Source organism: Vibrio inusitatus, from assembly GCA_024346935.1.
GTDB classification, from domain to species: Bacteria; Pseudomonadota; Gammaproteobacteria; order Enterobacterales; family Vibrionaceae; genus Vibrio; species Vibrio inusitatus.
The window spans coordinates 310304-330412 of sequence record AP024879.1; the positions used below are offsets into that span (position 1 = coordinate 310304).

Annotated in this window: 18 protein-coding genes and 1 pseudogene; 12 read left to right on the forward strand and 7 right to left on the reverse strand. The window is 40.4% G+C overall.

The features are described from left to right. Positions 1-5 precede the first annotated feature (5 nt). The 3 genes from OCU48_RS14540 to OCU48_RS14550 all read left to right on the forward strand — a co-directional run bounded on the left by OCU48_RS14540 (position 6) and on the right by OCU48_RS14550 (position 2704). Entirely contained in the window at positions 6-563 is a 558-nt protein-coding gene (locus OCU48_RS14540; RefSeq protein ID WP_141345830.1) for a hypothetical protein, read from the forward strand. Between the two features lie 9 nt (positions 564-572). Beyond that, positions 573-1661 (forward strand): outer membrane protein assembly factor BamD, encoded by a 1089-nt coding sequence (locus OCU48_RS14545; RefSeq protein WP_141345832.1) that lies wholly within the window; start codon positions 573-575, stop codon positions 1659-1661. A 77-nt stretch (positions 1662-1738) separates the two neighbouring features. Continuing rightward, positions 1739-2704, forward strand: a complete 966-nt coding sequence (locus OCU48_RS14550; RefSeq protein WP_337983910.1) for a hypothetical protein — start codon at positions 1739-1741, stop codon at positions 2702-2704. A gap of 24 nt (positions 2705-2728) precedes the next feature. Here the strand turns inward: OCU48_RS14550 and OCU48_RS14555 are convergent, their stop codons facing one another. Further along, a complete protein-coding gene (locus tag OCU48_RS14555) occupies positions 2729-3400 on the reverse strand; it encodes a metalloprotease family protein (protein ID WP_167496191.1) in 672 nt (223 codons plus the stop codon). A 127-nt stretch (positions 3401-3527) separates the two neighbouring features. Continuing rightward, positions 3528-4109, reverse strand: a complete 582-nt coding sequence (locus OCU48_RS14560) for a hypothetical protein (protein WP_141345837.1) — start codon at positions 4107-4109, stop codon at positions 3528-3530. A gap of 395 nt (positions 4110-4504) precedes the next feature. On the opposite strand from OCU48_RS14560, the gene OCU48_RS14565 reads away from it, so the two are divergent. Together OCU48_RS14565 and OCU48_RS14570 are read left to right on the forward strand one after the other, a co-directional pair. Continuing rightward, on the forward strand, positions 4505-5689 hold the full coding sequence (locus tag OCU48_RS14565) for a hypothetical protein (RefSeq protein WP_141345839.1): 1185 nt from the start codon (positions 4505-4507) through the stop codon (positions 5687-5689). Positions 5690-6332: 643 nt separating this feature from the next. Next, positions 6333-6581, forward strand: a pseudogene (locus tag OCU48_RS14570) (IMP dehydrogenase); the annotation flags it as partial. Between the two features lie 301 nt (positions 6582-6882). Here OCU48_RS14570 and OCU48_RS14575 read toward each other — a convergent pair. Further along, on the reverse strand, positions 6883-7896 hold the full coding sequence (locus OCU48_RS14575) for an NAD-dependent epimerase/dehydratase family protein (protein WP_141345841.1): 1014 nt from the start codon (positions 7894-7896) through the stop codon (positions 6883-6885). A 101-nt stretch (positions 7897-7997) separates the two neighbouring features. Between OCU48_RS14575 and OCU48_RS14580 the strand changes: the two genes are divergently transcribed. Beyond that, entirely contained in the window at positions 7998-8603 is a 606-nt protein-coding gene (locus OCU48_RS14580) for a TetR/AcrR family transcriptional regulator (protein ID WP_141345842.1), read from the forward strand. Between the two features lie 284 nt (positions 8604-8887). Beyond that, a complete protein-coding gene (locus OCU48_RS14585; RefSeq protein ID WP_141345844.1) occupies positions 8888-9508 on the forward strand; it encodes a cold shock and DUF1294 domain-containing protein in 621 nt (206 codons plus the stop codon). Between the two features lie 382 nt (positions 9509-9890). Here OCU48_RS14585 and OCU48_RS14590 read toward each other — a convergent pair whose 3' ends face one another. Together OCU48_RS14590 and OCU48_RS14595 are read right to left on the reverse strand one after the other, a co-directional pair. Then, positions 9891-10373, reverse strand: coding sequence for a DUF3299 domain-containing protein (locus OCU48_RS14590; protein ID WP_141345846.1), 483 nt, complete (start codon positions 10371-10373; stop codon positions 9891-9893). Positions 10374-10441: 68 nt separating this feature from the next. Further along, positions 10442-11977, reverse strand: a complete 1536-nt coding sequence (locus OCU48_RS14595) for a CehA/McbA family metallohydrolase domain-containing protein (RefSeq protein WP_141345848.1) — start codon at positions 11975-11977, stop codon at positions 10442-10444. 567 nt (positions 11978-12544) lie between these two features. Here OCU48_RS14595 and OCU48_RS14600 point away from each other — a divergent pair. Continuing rightward, on the forward strand, positions 12545-13693 hold the full coding sequence (locus tag OCU48_RS14600; RefSeq protein ID WP_141345850.1) for a M20 metallopeptidase family protein: 1149 nt from the start codon (positions 12545-12547) through the stop codon (positions 13691-13693). A gap of 1 nt (position 13694) precedes the next feature. Further along, complete coding sequence (locus tag OCU48_RS14605; RefSeq protein WP_141345852.1) at positions 13695-15245, forward strand: AbgT family transporter; 1551 nt, start codon at positions 13695-13697, stop codon at positions 15243-15245. Between the two features lie 216 nt (positions 15246-15461). Here OCU48_RS14605 and OCU48_RS14610 read toward each other — a convergent pair whose 3' ends face one another. Further along, positions 15462-16025, reverse strand: a complete 564-nt coding sequence (locus OCU48_RS14610; protein WP_141345853.1) for a hypothetical protein — start codon at positions 16023-16025, stop codon at positions 15462-15464. Between the two features lie 271 nt (positions 16026-16296). Further along, entirely contained in the window at positions 16297-17211 is a 915-nt protein-coding gene (locus tag OCU48_RS14615) for a LysR family transcriptional regulator (RefSeq protein WP_141345855.1), read from the reverse strand. A gap of 886 nt (positions 17212-18097) precedes the next feature. On the opposite strand from OCU48_RS14615, the gene OCU48_RS14620 reads away from it, so the two are divergent. The 3 genes from OCU48_RS14620 to OCU48_RS14630 all read left to right on the forward strand — a co-directional run bounded on the left by OCU48_RS14620 (position 18098) and on the right by OCU48_RS14630 (position 20107). Beyond that, the gene (locus OCU48_RS14620; RefSeq protein WP_141345940.1) at positions 18098-18391 is read left to right on the forward strand and encodes a hypothetical protein; all 294 of its coding nucleotides are present in this window, start codon (positions 18098-18100) and stop codon (positions 18389-18391) included. A 78-nt stretch (positions 18392-18469) separates the two neighbouring features. Further along, complete coding sequence (locus OCU48_RS14625) at positions 18470-18763, forward strand: DUF1214 domain-containing protein (protein WP_141345857.1); 294 nt, start codon at positions 18470-18472, stop codon at positions 18761-18763. Positions 18764-19087: 324 nt separating this feature from the next. Then, a complete protein-coding gene (locus tag OCU48_RS14630; RefSeq protein ID WP_141345859.1) occupies positions 19088-20107 on the forward strand; it encodes a DUF1214 domain-containing protein in 1020 nt (339 codons plus the stop codon). Positions 20108-20109 lie beyond the last annotated feature (2 nt).

Genomic DNA, 20109 nt, shown 5'->3' on the forward strand with positions numbered 1-20109 from the left:
ATGTTATGAAAAGGATATTAGGATTAGCTTTAATTGCGTCGGCACTGACGGCATGTAGCTCGACAGAGGAAGTAGCAAAAGCAGACTGTGCGTTCCCTGATAAATCAGAAGCACCAAGTTGGTACTGTGAGAAAGCAACCTCTACAGCCCAGCCAAGCTATTTTTATTTAGGCTCTTCATCACTGAAAGCTGAACCATCGACACAAGAGCGTTTAGCAGTGGCTAATGCCACAGTAAAATTGAGCCAAGAGCTTGATTCCAGCATTACTAGCTTGGTTAACGAGCGTGAACAAATCAACACTAGCGCTGGCGTTAGTGTATCTAAAAAGTTTGTTGAGATTTCGAGCACGCTTATGACAGACACTAAGCTAACAGGGGTTCGTCAATATGAATCTGCAGTGGATGAGTCTGGGCAGATTTGGGTACTCGTCGGCATTTCTCAAGCTGACTATCTCGATATAAAACAGCGAGTTATTGCTCAGTCTATTGAAGACCTGCAGCAGCAACCACTGACTGATGCTGAGCAAACTGAAGTGTTCTCACTGAAGTCATTGCTGAACTAATATTGATTTATGAATAGATGTAAGCTTCTGTTTTCTATACTGATGTTGTTCGTCCTTGCGGGGTGTGCAACTCAGTATAGTGACAATGAAAAGGCGTATGCTTTATATCAGAAAGGGGTCGACTCGTTTGAGAGTGGGCAGATATACAGTGCTCAGGATTACTTTAATGAGGCTAAGGCATACGTATCATCGGATACCTATCTTAAAATAGGCACTAAAAGTGAGTACAGCGGGATGACCTGCGTAAAGCGCTGCACGTTTACTCGAAATGTTAGTGGTAATCACGTTGAATACAATCCCAACTACTATCTAAATGAAATTAAAAATGAAATTTATGAGCAAGAAAAACGCAAAGAATTAGCAGGGAAAATGGAAAACGCGCCTAAGTTAAAGGTATTAATGAGGCTTGATGATACTGATGGCGATCGTACTCTTAACGCTGATGAAAAAGGAGTATTAACGGTACTTGTGACCAACACAGGTAAAAGTGATGCCGAGCAATTAACACTAAAAGCAAAATCGAGTTCATCTACTGTCGTATTTTCTGACAGTACTCAAGTGATTCCTGTTCTTCTAGTGGGGCAGAGTAAGAGGCTTACTTATCGAGTCACCAACTCTTTGCTAAGCCAAAGCAGAAAGGCAACAATTGCACTTTATGCGGAAGAGAAAGATGGAATACTTGAAGGTGATATTAAATCAAGCCTATCAATTCGAACGTCCAAATATCGCGCGCCAAAACTGACGCTAAAGCAAAAACCAAGTGCGAAGACCGTGGTTGCCGGAGACAGTACATGGCAAGTATTCCAGCTTTGTAATGGGTCTAGCTATCCAGCACTAAACCTTCGTTTGTCCTTGACCAAACTGGATGTTGAGTCTGCCTATTCCAATATAGAACAGCGAGATATCCATGTTATTCCAGCCAAGGAATGTCGAGAAGTAGTAGCGCATTTCAAGCCTGAAGTTTCATTGAAGCAAGGGTATCGAATGAGAACAGCCTTAGTAGTTAATGACAGCAAAACCGAGGTTGCACACCTACGTTTGGGAACTCGTGTTGATTACAGCGCAATGAGCGATGTCGAATTTATACAAGTGAAATAGTTGTGTTGAAAAAGCTGTTCAAAATAGTATCTATAGTTTTTGCCACTTTACTACTTCCGGCCTTTATTGGTGCTGAAATGTGGCTTTCGGTATTCCTTATTATTCTGTTTGTGTTTTTAGGGAAGTGGCTTAGCGGAAGATGGCTTAGTCTTGCTCGAGTAGCGTGTTTTTACGTTATTTGGATGACAATGCTGACAGAGTATTCCATAAAAGCGGAAGACCTCAATTGTCGCGTAGCAGGTGCATTTAATTATGCAGAACAAGAGAAAGAGTGTGTAGGGCGCACTGATTATGTTTTGAGAACCAATCAAGCGATTTTCAACCCTCTAGAGCGTTATGCACTTCATACATTGAATTATTCAATGGCACTTATTGGATATGCAGTCGGTTACAAGGAGGTGGCAATAGAAACGGCTTTATTGAGTTGGCTACAATCAAAAGTCGATTATACTGCGAGCAATAAGGCCAGGCGTAATCAATGCACACTAACTGATGCAGAGTATGCTCATACTGTTAGTTTCAAAGGCAGTGACGACTTTTTTCTAAGCGCTTCTTATATTCGAAAAGCGATTGATTCTACGGAAGAGAACTCAGTTAAAACAATTCGTGGAATTACTGCACAAGAAGCTCGAGGCGCAAACAATAATGATGTTTATAGTTACTTTCTTGCTAAAGAAAACCTAAGGGTCCCACTTGCGCTGTATGTGAATTTCGATAAAACGACGATTGCGCGTTCGAACGACAGTATTCATGTAGTTTGGGAGGGGCCTATGTTGTATCCATCGAGAGCAGGTTTTAATTTTTCTCCAATAGCCTTCGGTATACCACCTCTGCATAAATTTCTGCCGGTTCCAGATACTATTCCTTTGTACGAATCTTTGTTTTGTGGGATGCAAATGGATGGCGCTATGACGCCCTATATCCAAGTCTGGGAAGCAGATATAACACCTGATGATGAACGACTCTCCAAGGAACATTTGAACTCTTCTGACAGAACCTGGTTTTCGAGTCTAGCCGCAGTTTTTCTTAATTTCATGTCATAAAAAATTCGCGGGATGCGTTAGCTATTATCTCTTAGTTAACAACGCAAAGATTGCAATCGGCAATGATAAAATCACGCCAAAAGTCATGAGCGTGCCTAGCTGCTCTAAGTAGTCAAATAAGTGTTTACTGACTGAAAGCGTATAGGTTATACCTAGGATAATCATAAGATAAACAGCGAGCCCGACATAAAGAGAACCTTCCAGTGCCCCTTTAATATCCGTAGTAGAAGGCAGCATGTATAACGTAATACTAGCGAGAACGAAAAGACAAACAAGATCGAAAAGGGAAGAGTGAATGGCTATTGCATACAGAGTTTCAGGGTAATCCGGCAAAGAAGCACTTTGTAATTGAGCTATCAAGCTGCTGACATAGGTCAACTGCGTTCCTAGGTATAAACAAATGCCCCCTATGATAAGAGGTGCAATTGATACCAATACATGCCCAACTGAAGCCATAATACTGTCAGGACGCGTAAACATAACGTAACCCATCGTTGGGTTGGCTCTTGTTGGCATACGGAACAAGCAAACTTGTGTAACTTTGAAACCAAGTACCTTAGCAACTAAGTAATGACTTAATTCATGAAGAGTAACCCCAACGATTCCAGTTACAAACACAATCAAAGAACGAAAACGGCTTGAGTGTATGCATGAGTTGGCTAGGTATATTGCGAGAATGGCGATTAAGAAATTCATGTATTTGAAACCTGCTCTCTGCATTTAGGACCAAACGTGTTTTGAAGTGCGGTCATGGCTTTGCTTTCATCAAATCGGCACTATGACAAAAGTGATTTAAATATGATATCAAAAACCCTTACCTATTTTATATTTCAAGGTGTCTTGGTAACCCCCAAAGTATGGAATGACATGAATTTTCAAGAATAATTGCTTGTTCTGTTGGCTTTCTTTTTGACAAGAACATGCCTCTATCAGGAAGCTCTGCTACAGGTGGTAATTGGGTATATAAAACATTCATTATTGAAGACTCTATGCGTTCATGAATTCGTGGTTCAGCTCCAAGGTTTGCAACAAATATTCTGAAATTGCATAGCTGGTAGTTGATCTTGGGTGTCAATGCTGATCGAAGTTCTTCAAACTCATCTCTATTATTACGAGCATATTCCCAACCATGCCAATGCTCCTTACGAATTCCAGAAGTAGCAGATGGAACATCAAGAATATTGTACTCGCCGTTTAAGTAGCTTCTGGTATGTTCTTTAAAGCGTGTATGAAAATAACGGCGTGTTAGTCCTGCCGCGTAAATTAAATAGCCTCCAGAATACTCAAATGCCTGGAGATAAACACCTTTCTCCAGAGGAAGTGCTGGTAACCCATTCTCTTTCTCATAATCAGGCCAGCTAAAAGGCCCGCGCCACTCTATTTTTCTGCATGTAATTGGGTCCATATTTTTCCTAACGTTAAAGTTATTGACTTGGGATTGAGTATAGCTGTGTGAGATCCTAGCAACAGTCCTTTGCAACAAAGTGCGTTTCGCTTCTAAATACGTTTAAGACAGTCAGCAAGCTTTGATAGTAATCCGTGACAAAAGTTAAGACCTGATAACAATACCTTGTGTGGTTAACATTAACAGGATCTAGGGAGTATAACGGTGATCCCTCGTTTAAATGTGGTTAGGAAGCAAAGACTTAAACTTATGTATTGAGGTGTTTTTTATTTTTGATTGTCCAATCGATAATTTAAATTGGTAAAGCGAGAATTAAGATGTGCCAAGAAGTACTTTGCTAGGCTAACCTTAAATTTTGCTATTGTTGAAGTTTTGGTAAGAAATGGAGTTCCTTCATGAAAAGTGGGCCAATCATAGTTTCCTCTGAAAATAGTGTTCGAAGGCTCCAGCGAGTCGAGTTGCAGGCGACAGGATTCTACGATGAGAAGTGGTTACAACAGCTGATCTTTAATAATGCCGATCTATTGCCACTTTATAGTATCGATGCTGACTATACCGGTGCCGTACCGGTTTGTATGGAACTAATCACTAAGTCAGGTAGAGTTGATTGCATTTATGTAACGCCTTCGGGTCGATTAGTGATCGCTGAGACTAAACTTTATCGAAACCCTCAATCTCGTCGTGAGGTCATCGGGCAAATATTGGATTATGCAAAAGACTTAGTGAATTGGAGTTATGATGACCTTGATTTCAAGGTTCGTGGTGCTAATGAAGGTCAGTCGCTTTATGAGGCTATTGAGGCTGCAGGTCATGAATTACAAGAGGCCTCGTTCATTGATGCGGTGCAACGCAACCTTTCTAGAGGTCGATTTCTATTGCTGGTGGTCGGTGATGGGATACGAGAAGGGGCCTTTGAAATAAAGGATTTTCTCAATGCGAATGCATCAATGGAGTTTTCATTTGCGATGCTTGAGATGCAGGTATTCCATATGCCAAACAATCAGCTTCTCGTGAATCCTCAAGTGATGCACAAAACCGAAATTACAGAACGTCGAGTTATCTCTGTTGACCGAGTGGGCGGAGGTATTACTGAAAAGTTGGAATCCATTAGTACTCAGAGCGAGTTGAGTGCTGAAAAGAATGCTGGTCAGACCTATGAATACTGGAATGAGTTGTTGGACTATATCGAGCTTGATGATGTAAGCGTCAGATTACCAACACCCTCAACAAAGGGCAGTTTGTGGTTTGAGTTACCGCCAAGAGCTTACCAAAGCTGGGTCACTACATATCGTTCAAAACCAAATGTAGTTGGGGTATTCGTGAGGTTTAGAAAGGACCCTCTTGGCCAATACTTGTTTGAGTACCTCTGTGATAGGCAGAATACGTTGATGCCGTTATTACCAGAGGGAGCTGAATTTGTTCCTGATAGCCTGCAAATCAAATTCTCAGCGATTACTCTCGACTGGATGAGTGAAGAATGCTGGAAAGAGGCCTTTGATTTTTATCAGTCGCACCTAAACCAGATTTATGCCTCGATTAAGCCTTTATTACTTCAAGCACTTGAAAAGCACGAGGGCTAACCGATAAATTTCTATATCGTTGCATCTATTGGTAGATTTTAAACTGCAATTTTAATTGCCTAATTGCCTGATTGGATACGATCAATACGTTAAGTATGCTTCTCGCAATCAACCTTATTGGCGAAATTCGTCATGTTCTATGTCACTGCAGTCTTCGCTAAATAGTAAATCGTTTGAGGCATATAAATGGTTTGAAAGATCTGCTTTTTAGCTGCTCAGACTATTGATAAAGAGCACAGGCACTTGGTACTTCTATATGATTCAAAAGCCTTCACTCCTAAACTGCGAACTTGAAATGGACACTATGCAACACCTTGTTTCTGAGTATGCAGTTACTAGTGAGAGTAATCTAAGCTCCATTTAGCTAATCCGCATTGAACGTTTTAATAGCACGAGCGTATTTAGGAGTATCCTTATTAAGTTGAGCAAGCTACCTGAAAGACTTGGTGATTGGGCGAGCTACAGCTTATTAAGCCAGTAATAGGGTGGTTTCCGTCCCCCAAAAAAAGTGTCGGCAAAAATGTCGGCAGAGCTCCTTCTAATCCATTTCATATCATCACTATTCAATGACTTACGTATTTTTTTCCTTGTTGCATAATCAGTTAACCTATTGATAAATAAGGAATGTGTCATTCGTCTGATTTTCTACGGCATGTCTTCACAAAGCGCGATGGCGAAGCACTCTGGTGGTGTTGCAAAATACCGCGCAGCTGAAGGAAAAACCGTACTATTGCCATACCGTGGCACGGTTCATAACACCATCTCTGACATCCTAGGTGGCGTACGCTCAACCTGTACATACGTAGGCGCAGCAAAGCTTAAAGAGCTAACTAAGCGTACAACGTTCATCCGCGTACAAGAGCAAGAGAACAACGTGTTCGGTAAAGAGTAACTCCGAGATACTTCGGAAATAACGAATAAAAAAAGAGCCGCTTTAGCGGCTCTTTTTTTATTCGAATATTGATAAATATCGACGACTAGAGATTTAGAATTAGATTGTGAGTTATGGCCTCTGATAAATGCTCGGGAATAAAATATGCTTAGCGCGTTATCACTGTTATATCAGCATAACCACGGATATCCCTTAGGACTAAAATGTTGCCAGCATTCATTAAGCTGCTGTTCTCCATAACAAAAACGATTTTTTCAATAACCGAACTTTTGTGCATCACTAGTATTCTGGAGTCAACTATCTATTTTTGAGTAATCTGAGCCACCGCAGTTGCGGCATCTAGCACGGCCTCTGAAAACGGACGAGGGCTCCAGTCAAATAGCTCTAGTGTTTTACTGTTGTCAGCACGAACGTTTACACCCAGTAGACCTACCATACCTTTTGCTTCATTATCAAAAAGAGCCATAAAGCGCAGTAATAGATTTGGAGCGATGCGTGTGCTTGGACCTTTATAGCCATGTTCTTTAAGTATTTTTGGAATCTCTGTAAGGTGAGTTGGCTCTGAGCGAGAAGCTACAATACGTTGGCCTGCAGCATTAGGGTGAATCATTGCTTGTACATGGATGTTTGCCACATCTCGAACATCAATCATCGGCATAGCAACATTGGCGAGCATTGGGATTTTGCCACGTAGCATCTGATCAATCATTGTCATTGATTGCCCAGTAATGTCATCACCTAATGCAGGACCAAATACTCCACCGGGGTTGACAGTAACCAGCTCCAAAGCAGAATCTTGCTTTTCCATGAATTGCCATGCCGCTTGTTCCGCTAGAGTTTTGCTTTTTGCATAGGTGCCAATGTCTATGGAGTTTGTATCAGCCCAGTCATTAGGTCCGAATGTGCCACTTTTCATCGTTGCCATCATCGTCATAGCAGAACTCGTCAGTACCACTCTTTTTACTCCGGCATTTTTGGCTGCTCGCAATGCTCGGAGTGAGCCATCGACAGCTGGTATTATCATTTCATCTTCATGTTTTGGCTCAGCTGCTGCATAGGGAGAGGCAACGTGCATGACATAGTCACAACCCTCAGCGGCGCTATCCCATCCGTTATCAGAAGTAAGGTCTAATTCAATGAATGACAATTCACTGATATCTGCAGATGCTTTCTCTAACGTATTTTTAATGATCTCTGCTTTTTTTAGATTACGAATTGAGCCACGAACGTGAAAACCTTTATCTAAAAGTTGTTTTGCAATGTGAAGACCGATAAAGCCTGAGATGCCAGTAAGTAGGACGATTTGTTTTGCCATAGTCGGTGCCTTTGAAGTTTCTTGTGTAATTAAGTACTGGTTGGTATCTTATTCGTGAGGCATTAAGCTGTCAATAATTAAATACCACTTGGTACTAAAATATGAATGAAGAAAAAAAAGCATCACGTGGTCGTCCTAAAAAGTTCGACCGCGATCATGTATTAGAGATTGCACAACAAAGCTATTGGAAACTCGGTATCAACCAAGTATCGATAAATGAACTGTGTAAATTGGCAAACGTATCAAAACCGAGTATCTATCGTGAGTTTGGCGGAGAGGATGGCTTGATGCGTGCCGTGTTGGAACGCTATGAGAGTCGGGTACTAAGACCAATGCTTGGCTTTTTAAGTACTGATGCTCCGTTTAACGAGGTCCTCTGGAGTTTAGCTCTCTATAGCACAAGTGAAATTCAAGACTCTGACATGCCTAAAGGGTGCCTTTTTACGAATATGAAGGAGTTGCGATTGAATTTAGGGGAAGCCACGGCGGAGCAAATCAATCGAACTTACGAAAATGTAATATTGGTATTTGAACAGTGGATCAATGAGGCAAAAAAGAAGGTTGAGTTCAAAGCGACTCATATGGATAGTCGGTTTGCAGCAACCTACATTTATGCTCAAATCAGTTTTGCTCAATCTCAGATAATGAAAGGAGAAGCTAGTGAAGACGTCCGGGCTATATTGCAGGTTGCTTTGTCCGTATTTTGATGGCGAAGCGGGTTGAGAGTTTTGGTCAGTTGTAACTGCCTATGTTGAACCGTTATTGACTACGATTGGTTTTTAACTACTACATGTAATCCGAAAAGCCTGAGTGCTTTAAAGTGTCTCACTCGTTTTTTCCATTTTTGTTTCAGATGAAGTTCATGTGAAAGATGCGCTGTTATCGCTTTTGTATCAATTTGTTTGATTTGAATATTATCTTTCACGATTACTTTTCTGTTCGATTTAGGTAAAATACTCTAATTATAAAACGTAGAATCTAGAGATATATAATGGAAGGAATAGTAGTCGAGTGGAATGATGATAGAGGCTATGGCTTTATTTTATCTCCAGTTAGTCATCAAAGGTTGTTCTTTCATATATCTTCCGTTAATAGCAATAGGCGTCCGAATGTAAATGATGAAGTTGAGTTCGTTATTGGTGAAGACAGACGTGGCGAAGCGTGTGCGGTAGATGTGAGATTGGAAGAGGTCCTAACACTGAGCTTTAGTTTTTCTTTGATCTTTGGAATTACTTTTCTCACGGTATTAGTCAGCTCTTACTTCATTCTTGGACTAGATATTTTGTTTGTTGCTGCTTATTTCGGGATGAGCTTTTTTACGTTCATGCTATATATGTTAGACAAGAATGCTGCCGAAAATAATGAATGGCGAACTCCAGAATTAACATTGCATATGTTTGCTCTATTTTGTGGCTGGCCCGGTGCATTGATTGCTCAACAAACACTGAGGCACAAGTCAGTAAAACAGCCTTTTAAAGCGATACTATGGTTAACAATCACTTTGAATAGTGTAATTTTTCTATTATTGCTTACCCCAGAAGGCTTGGGTTATTTTGACCATTTTATTTATAAGCTTGGTCTTTTGAGCGATGCGATTATTAGTGAAGTTTAATGATCTAATTCATGTTCCTCCTACCATATCGGTGCTCCATACGTACTGAGTGACAAAGAAGTACGATAGTTGAACATATAAAGAAATAGGTACAAAGCACATAGCAAAATAGTCAGGTGATCGTACCTGATAGCAGTTCGATATAGAGGTATGGAAAACAGCTCCTCATATACGATGCAATGTTGTGTAGCGTTTCTAATTGTGTGAGAAAGATCATCAAAGGCCTTAGAATTAAACTCTATCGACACTTGCTACACGCAACCTAAATTTAATAAGCGTGAATACCTTGAGACTTAAATTTTGATCTAGAACTAAGCCTGAGTATTTTGTCATTCAGGCTTTGGAATGAATCGAGTTTAAATCTTTTGTATCAAATGTAATGTTATCGACTCAGCGAGGTTCCACTAAGTCTATACCCAACGGATGCTAATTCATGCTCATACGACTGTGTAGTTAGGTTACCTGTGACATAGACTACTTCCCACATCCCTTTGATTTCTTCAAAGTCATTCATAGTAACGTGAATGAGTTGATTCTGTGGTGGTGGTGGAATATGGATACAAGCTCCATAAAAAGGTACGAGCAGAAATTCTTTTACCGACATACTTGTTCCTTCAATAGGAATCACAAAACCGGGAATTCTAACTTGGGTGTTGTTCAACTCTTCTCTAACACTGCCGAGAAATGCTTGTTCAAAAGTGACTTGTGTACTCTCATCGTGAGGGCTCATTTGCATTTGTTTTCGAACAGATTCCCGAACTTGCTCTTGCTCATGTTCAGGCACCAGATCTAACCAGTTTAGTTCTAACAAATCTGCATGAGTTGCAAACGATAATATCAATGTAACCAGAGGTAGAAATTTCATTGTTTTCTCAATAGAAAAGAGAGGCCGACAATATCAGCCTCTTTAAAGTAGCTCTTAATGACAGGAAGTTACTCTACGTTTAGGTAGATAGGGCTAGAATAGAACCATAAGCTATTGTAGTTATCAGCACTCGATTGACCGGATGCACGGCGAAAGTCCACATTGGGGTTACCATCGCGATCCATGCGTTCACTGTTTAATTCAATGTTAGTTCCACGAACTCGGAAGTACATGTCTTTTGTCGCGTCTTTTACAGTGTACGTAAGAGTGTAATAACCATCATCATCTAACGTAAATTCATCCATCATGAAGCGATGATGTAAACGCGTGGTGTGGTTGAAAGCCAGTTCATATTCAGGTGTACCTGGCTGACTGCGTTCAACCATTTCACCGCCAATCAGGTCAATATGGTCAACTGTAGGCGCTTCAAGGTTATGTTCTTCTGTATAAGGATTGCCCTCTGATGGCTTAAAGCGAAGCGTCAACTCTACATCATCGCCTTTTGTAACAAATAGGGTGTCACCCATCATTTGTTTATCGACGCTAGACTCACCAAAGTACATTAAGTCTTCAATCAAATTCCCATACATTGCGACGGTTTTTCCAGAACAAACCGCTTGCATAATGTTAGCTATGGAAAACTCTTGATCATCATCAAGCCATACTAACGTTTTATTATATTCACCCGGAGCATATGCATCATGAAAGTCTGAGTTTGAAGTCAAATAGATCTTATGTCCCTCAGCTAATAGAGCGTCCCACTCTCCTCCTAGTTCATTTACCGAGTAATCTACACCGCCATAAACAAAGGCTCGAATGTTGCCGTTATACTTGTCATACTCATATTCAGCACGCAAATCTGTTCTCTGATTGCCAGGCAAGCCTTCATACGCACACATCAAACCAGGAGCTGTATTCAGAATGTCACGGTAATCTGAGACCGTGTAGTTATCGCCTTTGCGGTTTGGATGATTAAACTGTATTAGTCCTTGGCCCTGTGGAATATTTGTTTTCAGCCATTTGATAGCATCTAAACCACCCTCACTAGTATCAAAGCGTTCACCTTCTTCCAACCATTTCAATACTTCTTCTTGGTCATAGTAACTTTCGTCATAATCTTGAGCGTAAAACTCAAACTGACGCATAAAATTGATGCTATTGGGGGAATTCGGAGCATCATCAAACATCCATATATTGGTATGTTCGAAATTATCATTATTCCACTCGGTTCCTGCAATGAGCAGTTTGCCGTCCTTCAGATATTGATCAAAATGTTGCAACTGGTATTTCTGAATAGCATCAAATACTGGGAGAGGTGTTTCGTGTTGTATATTTTGATCGTCTCGGTGAGTCAAACGAAGATGGTCTGAAATAAATGCAAAGTCTAGATCGTAGACTTCGAAGGTGCGGCGTAATCCTTCGTTTACTGGTGTATGCGCATCTTCTGAAATAGCAGTGTGAACATGAAAGTCACCGGCATAAAAACGCCCTTGTTTAAGTTCAGGTTTTAATTCGGGAGGCAAGGGACCTGGTTGTTCTGGGAGTATTGGTAATGCTGGTTTATCAGTGATTTGGTTATCATCACTTGAACTTTTGCAACCCAAAAGAGGTAGGCTGCAAGCTATTGCAAGCTATTGCAAGAATGGTCAGTTTAAAATTCATTATAGTATCTTTAAAAACGGAAAGTGGCACCAGGATTACTGGCTCAAGGAAGTTCTATTTTAGATATTCCAATGACAGTGAAATGACGCTTGCATGAAAGTATAGATTCAAAAGTAAGGAGTTGTTTCAACGTGTAATCATGAGAATTGATAGCGTACTTTCTTGAACACAATCGATATATTAAATTTCTAATCATTGGTAAGTGCAATGATTGACATTGTCACAAAAAGTAACGGTTCCTTATGTGAAATATATTAATGCCAGAAACTAGTTAGCATAACTACTGAAACAAGGTTGATTATCTTGTTACGATTTATTTATATCAAAATTAAGTGAAAAATTAACACCTTAAATTACTCTTCCAGTAGATGATGAAATAATTGGTTACATTGACTTTCATTATGATGAAAACTAACATGTGCACCAAGTCACATATGTAAAAAATGCCGAAATAACCTTGTAATCAATCATGTATGGTTTTGTGACCAAAGTGTAAAGATGGATTTAACGTGGTTGATTTAAATAAGTATATTGAAATAAGGCGAGCCATTCATAGAAACCCTGAGTTAAAATATGAAGAATTTGATACTGCTAAACTTGTATCTGAGCACCTTATTTCCCTTGGTTATGAAGTGACTACAGGTATAGGGAAAACAGGGGTTAAAGCAGTTCTATATTCAAATAAGCCTGGGCCTACTATTGCCTTTAGAGCTGATTTAGATGCATTACCAATTGCAGAGCTGAATGACTTTGATCATAAATCATGTAATGAAGGGAAAATGCATGCTTGTGGCCATGATGGACATACAGCTAGTCTTTTATGTGCAGCTGAATCATTAGCCATCAATAAGGAAAACTACTGTGGCAATATAGTCATTATCATGCAACCAGCAGAAGAAGGTGGGGCTGGCGCAAAAGCAATGATTGACGATGGTGTTCTCGAAAACCCGCGCGTAGATAAGATATTTGGTTTTCACAATAGGCCTGGTTTTAGAGAGGGTCTTGTGTTTGCAAAATCTGGTTCAGCAATGGGAGGAAACACCAGCATTGAAGTGATTATAAGAGGAGTAGGCGGACATGCGGCTATGCCACATCTAGCTAGCGATCCGATTGTTGCAGGTTCAATGTTTGTCATTCAACTTCAGACTATTATTTCTCGCAAACTATCACCTCTCACTTCAGCCGCTATCACCGTAGCTGAGTTTAATGCTGGTACAGCTCAGAACGTTATTAGTTCAGAAGCGAGCTTAGTCTTAAGTGTTAGATCTGATAATCATCAAACAAATGAAATAATGATTCGTGAGATTGAGTTAGCTCTAAAGTGCTCTTGTGAACAACAAGGTTGTACCTATGAATTAAGTATACCACTTGCTATTCCTGCTTTAGTTAATCACAAGAAAGAAACTAAGGAACTATTAGAAGCCTTTCACGTAGCATTTGATGAAAATGACATTTTAGAAATTGATTATATGCCCACAATGGGAGCTGAAGATTTCAGTTTCTATTTGCTGGAAAGACCAGGATGTTATTTTTTCATTGGCAACGGAGAAGATTCAAAATATCTTCATAATCCACACTATGATTTTAACGATTCAATAATTCCGGTGGCAAATACCGCTTATATGGCGCTGGCTGAATATTACTTAAGGAAAGAGTAAAATGGAAAACATAAAGGAAATACCAAAACCAGAAACGATTAAGGATAGTCGGTTTTTATCATGGGTAGAAAGAACAGGAAATAAATTACCTCATCCATTTTTACTTTTTGTTTATCTAGCGGTTGCCGTAATATTAGCTTCTGCGGTGCTTAACTTCCTTGGTGTAAATACATATAACCCAAAAACATCGGATACATTACCAGTTAAATCATTACTTTCTGGTGAAGGTATAGAGTATATATTCACAAGTTTTGTTAAGAATTTCGTCTCATTTCCTCCTTTGGGAACGATTGTAGTTGTGATGCTAGGAATTGGCTTAGCTGAACGAGTTGGTTTACTTTCTACATTGTTAACTCAAACTGTAGCGAGAGCACCGAAGCACCTATTAACATTCCTAGTCTTTGTCGCGGGTATCTGTGGATCTATCGCGAGTGACGCTAACTATCTAATACTTATTCCATTAGTCGCAATGGTATTTCATAGTGTCGGTCGAAATCCTCTCGCTGGCGCTGCAGCCGCTTATGCAGCTGCAGGTGCAGGATTTGACGCTAGTTTATTTGTAACTGTAGGCGATGCGTTATTTGCTGGTATCGCTACAGATGCGGCAAGAATTGTAGATCCTGAAGCATATGTTAGCGCGGTAGATAATTACTACTTTGTAGCACCTTCCGTCATTATTTTAGCCATCGTTGGCACATTGATTATTGATAAAATTGTTGAGCCTCGGTTAAATAGACTTCATCCGATTTCATCTATGATCAAGGAGAGACCAACAACTAAAATAACGATTAGCGTGTCGGAAAAACTCGGGTTGAAACGAGTAGCGCTTTTTACTTTAGGTTATCTATTACTTGTTTTGGCACTCGTTTACCCAGAGAGTTCATCATTAAGAAACGCTGATGGTGGTCTTATACCATCACCATTCTTAAAGTCACTCGTTACCTTCATGTTCTTCTATTTTCTTGGTATTGGGATCATCTACGGAAAGAGTGTTGGTAAGATTAAGACTATTGAAGATATTCCTTCCTTAATGGCTGAATCAGTTAAAACGTTGGCGACAACATTAGTGCTGTTCTTAGCTATTAGCCAATTTATTGCTTATTTTAAATGGACTGGTATCGGGAACCTTATTGCTTTTGAAGGCGCAAGTTTCTTACAAAGTGTAGGGTTTGATGGTTACTTATTGATCATTAGTTTCATTTTAATTACTTGTATATGTAATATTTTCATGACTAGTGGCAGTGCTCAATTTGCTTTGTTTGCTCCAATTTTCATTCCTATGTTAATGCAACTAAACATCGATCCCGCCTTTACGCTAGCTATGTTCCGAATAGGAGACAGTAGCACAAACATAATCTCGCCTATGAGCCCATACTTTTCCGTAGCGTTAGTTTATATGCAAAGTTACAAGCCTGATTTGAGAATCGGTACACTTATGGCAACTATGCTTCCTTTAGCTATAGGTTTCCTTGTTTTTTGGACTGCATTTTTGTTGCTTTGGACTGGGTTAGGTCTAGATGTAGGTCCTGGAGTTTCAATGTACATAAATTAATGGCTTACAAATGAAGTAGCTCAGGTTCTTAAGAACCTGAGCTATTTCATACTGGAATTTATGTGCATCCTAAAGATTTTTCTCGAACATCAGTAATTCAAAAATACATTAATAGCGAGCACTGGTAAGGTCCAAACCTTTACTAGCACCACTCAGCGTGTGTTGTTACCACCAAGGCTACTCACGAGTAGCCTTGGTGATTGATGCTGTTATTTCTTAATTGTGCTTCATGACAGGAATTTCTTCGCCTGTGGCAACATTGATCAGGATTTTTTGTCTACCTATTTCATTGCTTGCCAATTCGACCTCATAAAAAACAACGCCTTCGCTTTCAAGCTCTACTTCCAATACCTTAGCTGAGTATTTTTCTTCAAGTTCTACTACTTTTTGTAAAATATCAAAGCCAGCTTTTTTCACTTGCTCAATAGCCAATAGCTCATCATTGTCTAACTCACTGACTCCAAAGGTCGTTAAGCTTTCTGATTTGTGGTTAAGGAGAGCGCCATCTTGTACGGAGTAGCTTAGATCATGCTCGTAGCCTTGAGTTTGGTCAACGACCTTAAATTCGTAGGCAAAGATGCTGTCTTTATAGTCATCTAACTGTATTTCAGTAATTACGCCAGTAGAAATAGTGCGAACTTCTGGGGCTAAGTTTACAAGGTTAGCTGAGCCTGAACTAATGGCCATCAAGCTTAGAGTTGCTTCTTGCTGATCGTCTGCTTGAACAAATGGAACAACAGAGAGAAGGCTGGCAAATACGCCGATTTTAAGTAGTTTCATGTGTGTTTCCTCAAATAGGTAAAGCTAGAAATAATGAGCAAGAATATGGAGCACTAGACATAGAAGCGTATGGTTATTAGCAGTATGCGCTTGTATCTATGCTGAACTCCATGTCTATGGATATGGAGTGACTATAAAGGACCGAGATAAACTCAAGATGGAGAGAAGATTAAATTTAGTTAATTTTCTTTAAAGGAGTTGATAAACATTTGAGGTGTTGTCGCTACTTTTTAGGTTTTGTAATCAAATCAGTGAACAAACGTGTGGCATACTATTGTTTGAATACTTCCTCGATACACGATTCTAGCCAGCGGATTTTAGGTTGGTTGCGATGTTTACGGCTGATGGAAAGCCCAATATCTCCGTTAGGCATGTTTTGAAGGCTGGGAAATTCAACTAAGGCAAACTCATCAGACAAGGACGATGCCAACAACTGTGAGCATGGGAATAGCACATTACTTTCTTTTACGATAGTGAGTAAACTGTGCAGGTAGGTGGATCTGACCTTGATCTCTGACTGTATGCCACGGGTAGCGAGGGCTTGCGGGGCGAAAGCAACGGTGTCGTTCCAATCTGCTACCATCAAACTCGCCAATGCAAGCGTTTCTCCTTGATACTTTTCAAGTGATTTGTTTGCCAATGGGTGTCCTTTTCTGCATAACAAGATGAACCCGTCTGTCGCAACTTTCTTTTGATATACCTGCTTCGAGAGATTTAAGGGGTAATAGTTGATCCCGATATCGATCTCTCCAGAAGTAAGGTGCTCATATGTTTGACTTCCCCAATCCACAATATTGACCTTCACCTGTGGTGCTCTGGTGAACAGAATATGAGTGAGTTGTGCAGATACGCTATTAGCAATGAATCCGTTGATGGCGACGTTGATAGTGCCTTCAAGCTTCATTGGGTCAAAGGTTTCGCTAGGCTCTAGGGCAAACTCAAGTTGCTGAAAGATCGGCATGAGTGTTTGTTTGAGCTCTAACAACTTTTCGGTAGGCTCCAAACCATGCTGAGAACGAATGAACAGTTCATCGTCAAAATGGACACGCAGTTTTTGCAATGAACGACTGATGGAGGGTTGGCTAGTAAACAACAATTCTGAGGTTTTGCGCGTATTTTGCACGTCGATGAGTACTTTAAGAACTTTCAATAGATTCAAGTCGAGGCGTTTGAAGGGGGTGCTCATAGTGATGATGCTCTTAAAGGTTTATTTGTTTAATCATTCAGATATACAAAAAGTGTATATCTTGTTTTCATATAATCTATTGGAGGATAGCACAGGTTGTCTTGCATACTGACTCTATCGAAACAAACACGAGAGAATCATTATGAAAAAGACACTTTTAGCAGCGCTGATAGCGACAAGTTCATTTGCTATTTCCGCAGCGGATTTTGACCACGCACCGATTGGCGATGTTAACTGGGATAACTATCACCAAGCAGAGTCAGACTGGAACTTTCTAGGGTTACAAGAGAAAGTTGGCGTAAACCAGTGGCTACATGCAGGTGCAGTTTCGAAAGATGTACAAACTGTGATTCGCTCAAACCGTGATGTCGTGTATTCCACTATGATTGTGGATGTGTCTGAAGGCGCAACATTTCATGTACCTGCTGAAAATAATGATTACTTCCAAATTATCCACATCATGGATGAAAACCACCTACTTCATAAAGTGGTTCGCCGTGGTGAAACGTTAACACTGAATGCAGAAGACTTAACCACAGGTACACACGTTCATATCTTAGCGAGAACACGTATTGCTGAATCGTTAGAAGATACAGAACGTCGCCAAGCTTTGCTTTCTATCGAAGCCAATTCGGCAAAACCGTATAAAGGGAAAGGCTTTAACTCTGATGATGTTGTGAGTTACCGTTTAAAACTGATCAATAACGTTATGCAGCATGGCGCGCCAATTGAAGGGTTAAAAGGTTTCGGTGCAGATTTTGATGCTGTTGAAGACCACCACTTTAAATATGTGACTGCTTTTGGTTACGCGGGTCTGCCTGCTGACACTGCTCAATATTTAGAACGTGTTCCTGGTCAAGGCAAAACAACATGTCAGGAGTGGACTATTCCAACACCAAATCTAGATTTCTCAGGTCGTGGTGGTTACTACTCCCTTACCACATATGCTGCAAATGGTTGGATTGATTCAGAACGTTTCTACACGTCGGGCGAAAACATGCGTGACAATGGTGATGGCACAGTATCAGTGACGTTTAACTGTGGTAGTGGGGAAGCGTATGACTTTGAAGTCTCTGAAGGTTGGGCGGGTGTTTTACGCCTTTATGAGCCAGTGAATGTCGAAGAAACGTTGAATTACATGGAAACGCTGCGTGGTATCGAAATCAAAGAAGTGAAATAGAACACTTCGTACCGTGTTTGTAACAGATAGAAATGCTCTGGCTAGGTTACTGGTCAGAGCATTTTTGTTCCTGAAGGGATGCCTGCAAATAATTTTTGGTCAATTAACACTTATAATGCGACTGAGCGTTCAATGATTGTAAATGAAGACTTTAACTGGGGTGCAAACTCATACCACGAAGCTCTTGTTTATAATGACGATGGCTCAGTGACGCTTACGTTTGGATCACAGTCAAATGATGGCAATAAAAACCACATTCAAACTAATGAAGGTGAAGGGTTCTTTATATGGTTCCGTACCTACTCGCCAAGCGCTCATTGGTATGACAACTCATGGGTGCTACCAAACGTAGAAAAGACGAAATGTAACTAATTGATTGGCAAAACATAATAAAAAGCAGTAAATCGTTCGGTCGATTTACTGCTTTTTATTATTTAGTCAAGGTTCTAGAAGCCTTCAAGTGCAGTAAGGAATGTTTCGCTAGACTAGGCAATTAAGGGGGGATAGAGCGCCCATCAACGATAGAGGCGGTAGTAAGGCGTTATATGCCAAAGTGGAATCTTCATTTAAAGCGGTCAGTTAGTTTTTGTGATATCCATTTTCTGCATAACAACTAGCGAATCAATGAACTCGTGTTAAGTGGGTTATCTCGATAAAGTGACTGCAATTCAACGGTATTCATCGAAGGTAATCTAAATGAAAAAACTAACACTAGCACTCTGTATGGCAGCAATGGCCGCCACTGTTATTGCTGAAGAAAGTAAGGTATCAGTTACAGAAGATAACTATGCACACGTTATGTTTGACCTTGGAATAAAAGCAGAGGTTAGCCAAGGTGCAGACAATGATTGGCATCACCATCGCGCTCCAATCGCACTGGATAAACAACCGGCTCCAATGATGAACCGAGATACCCTTTATTCATTTCACGGATTTGATGGCGCAAAAGACGCAACAGTGACAATCCCGGAAATGGATGGTCGTTATGTGTCGGTTCAGGTGATGACTCATGACCACATCACAGCTTATGTGTTCTATGGATCAGGCACGTTTTTGATTAAAGCTGAAGATATTACTCCATACACTATGTTGTATGTGCGTACTCAGGTAGATGCTGCGGATGCTGCGGATATCAAAAAAGCCAACAACTACCAAAACCAATATAAAGTAGAGTATGTAGAACAAGGCTTTGAACCTAAAGCCTATCAGCCAACCCCTTGGGATATGGAAACCTTTAAGCCACTTCATGCACACTACACAGCTGAAGCGAAAGAGGTGGGCGTTGACTTCACAATGGGTACAGTACAAAAACCTGTCTCTCAAGCGATGAATAACCGTGGTGCATCGATTGCGACCGGTCTACTTCCTGATGCGCATGCGATGTATAAAAATGGTAACTACACGGTAGATAAAAACCAATGTTATTCGGTGACTTATGATGTACCAGCACAAACTGATCCTGAACTTGGCTTTTTCTCAATCACTATTTATGACGATACGCAATATCTAGCAACTGACGCAAACTCAATCATTACTAGTCGTGACATCATTCTGAATGACAACAATACATTCACCGTTCATTACGGTAACACAGCGTCTTGTGGCGAGGTAAACAACTTACTTCACGTTCCAACGAATGAGTTCAATATTACGATGCGTGTTTACTTGCCTGAAGTCGACAAAATTGCGGCTTACGAACTACCAAACGTTAAATAGAA

What these genes read in the sequence shown, in the direction of transcription:
- OCU48_RS14540 (WP_141345830.1), top strand. Translation starts at nt 6, where the DNA reads ATGAAAAGGATATTAGGATTAGCTTTAATTGCGTCGGCACTGACGGCA.
- OCU48_RS14545 (WP_141345832.1), top strand. Translation starts at nt 573, where the DNA reads ATGAATAGATGTAAGCTTCTGTTTTCTATACTGATGTTGTTCGTCCTT.
- OCU48_RS14550 (WP_337983910.1), top strand. Translation starts at nt 1,739, where the DNA reads ATGTGGCTTTCGGTATTCCTTATTATTCTGTTTGTGTTTTTAGGGAAG.
- OCU48_RS14555 (WP_167496191.1), bottom strand. Translation starts at nt 3,400, where the DNA reads ATGAATTTCTTAATCGCCATTCTCGCAATATACCTAGCCAACTCATGC.
- OCU48_RS14560 (WP_141345837.1), bottom strand. Translation starts at nt 4,109, where the DNA reads ATGGACCCAATTACATGCAGAAAAATAGAGTGGCGCGGGCCTTTTAGC.
- OCU48_RS14565 (WP_141345839.1), top strand. Translation starts at nt 4,505, where the DNA reads ATGAAAAGTGGGCCAATCATAGTTTCCTCTGAAAATAGTGTTCGAAGG.
- OCU48_RS14575 (WP_141345841.1), bottom strand. Translation starts at nt 7,896, where the DNA reads ATGGCAAAACAAATCGTCCTACTTACTGGCATCTCAGGCTTTATCGGT.
- OCU48_RS14580 (WP_141345842.1), top strand. Translation starts at nt 7,998, where the DNA reads ATGAATGAAGAAAAAAAAGCATCACGTGGTCGTCCTAAAAAGTTCGAC.
- OCU48_RS14585 (WP_141345844.1), top strand. Translation starts at nt 8,888, where the DNA reads ATGGAAGGAATAGTAGTCGAGTGGAATGATGATAGAGGCTATGGCTTT.
- OCU48_RS14590 (WP_141345846.1), bottom strand. Translation starts at nt 10,373, where the DNA reads ATGAAATTTCTACCTCTGGTTACATTGATATTATCGTTTGCAACTCAT.
- OCU48_RS14605 (WP_141345852.1), top strand. Translation starts at nt 13,695, where the DNA reads ATGGAAAACATAAAGGAAATACCAAAACCAGAAACGATTAAGGATAGT.
- OCU48_RS14610 (WP_141345853.1), bottom strand. Translation starts at nt 16,025, where the DNA reads ATGAAACTACTTAAAATCGGCGTATTTGCCAGCCTTCTCTCTGTTGTT.
- OCU48_RS14615 (WP_141345855.1), bottom strand. Translation starts at nt 17,211, where the DNA reads ATGAGCACCCCCTTCAAACGCCTCGACTTGAATCTATTGAAAGTTCTT.
- OCU48_RS14625 (WP_141345857.1), top strand. Translation starts at nt 18,470, where the DNA reads ATGCCTGCAAATAATTTTTGGTCAATTAACACTTATAATGCGACTGAG.
- OCU48_RS14630 (WP_141345859.1), top strand. Translation starts at nt 19,088, where the DNA reads ATGAAAAAACTAACACTAGCACTCTGTATGGCAGCAATGGCCGCCACT.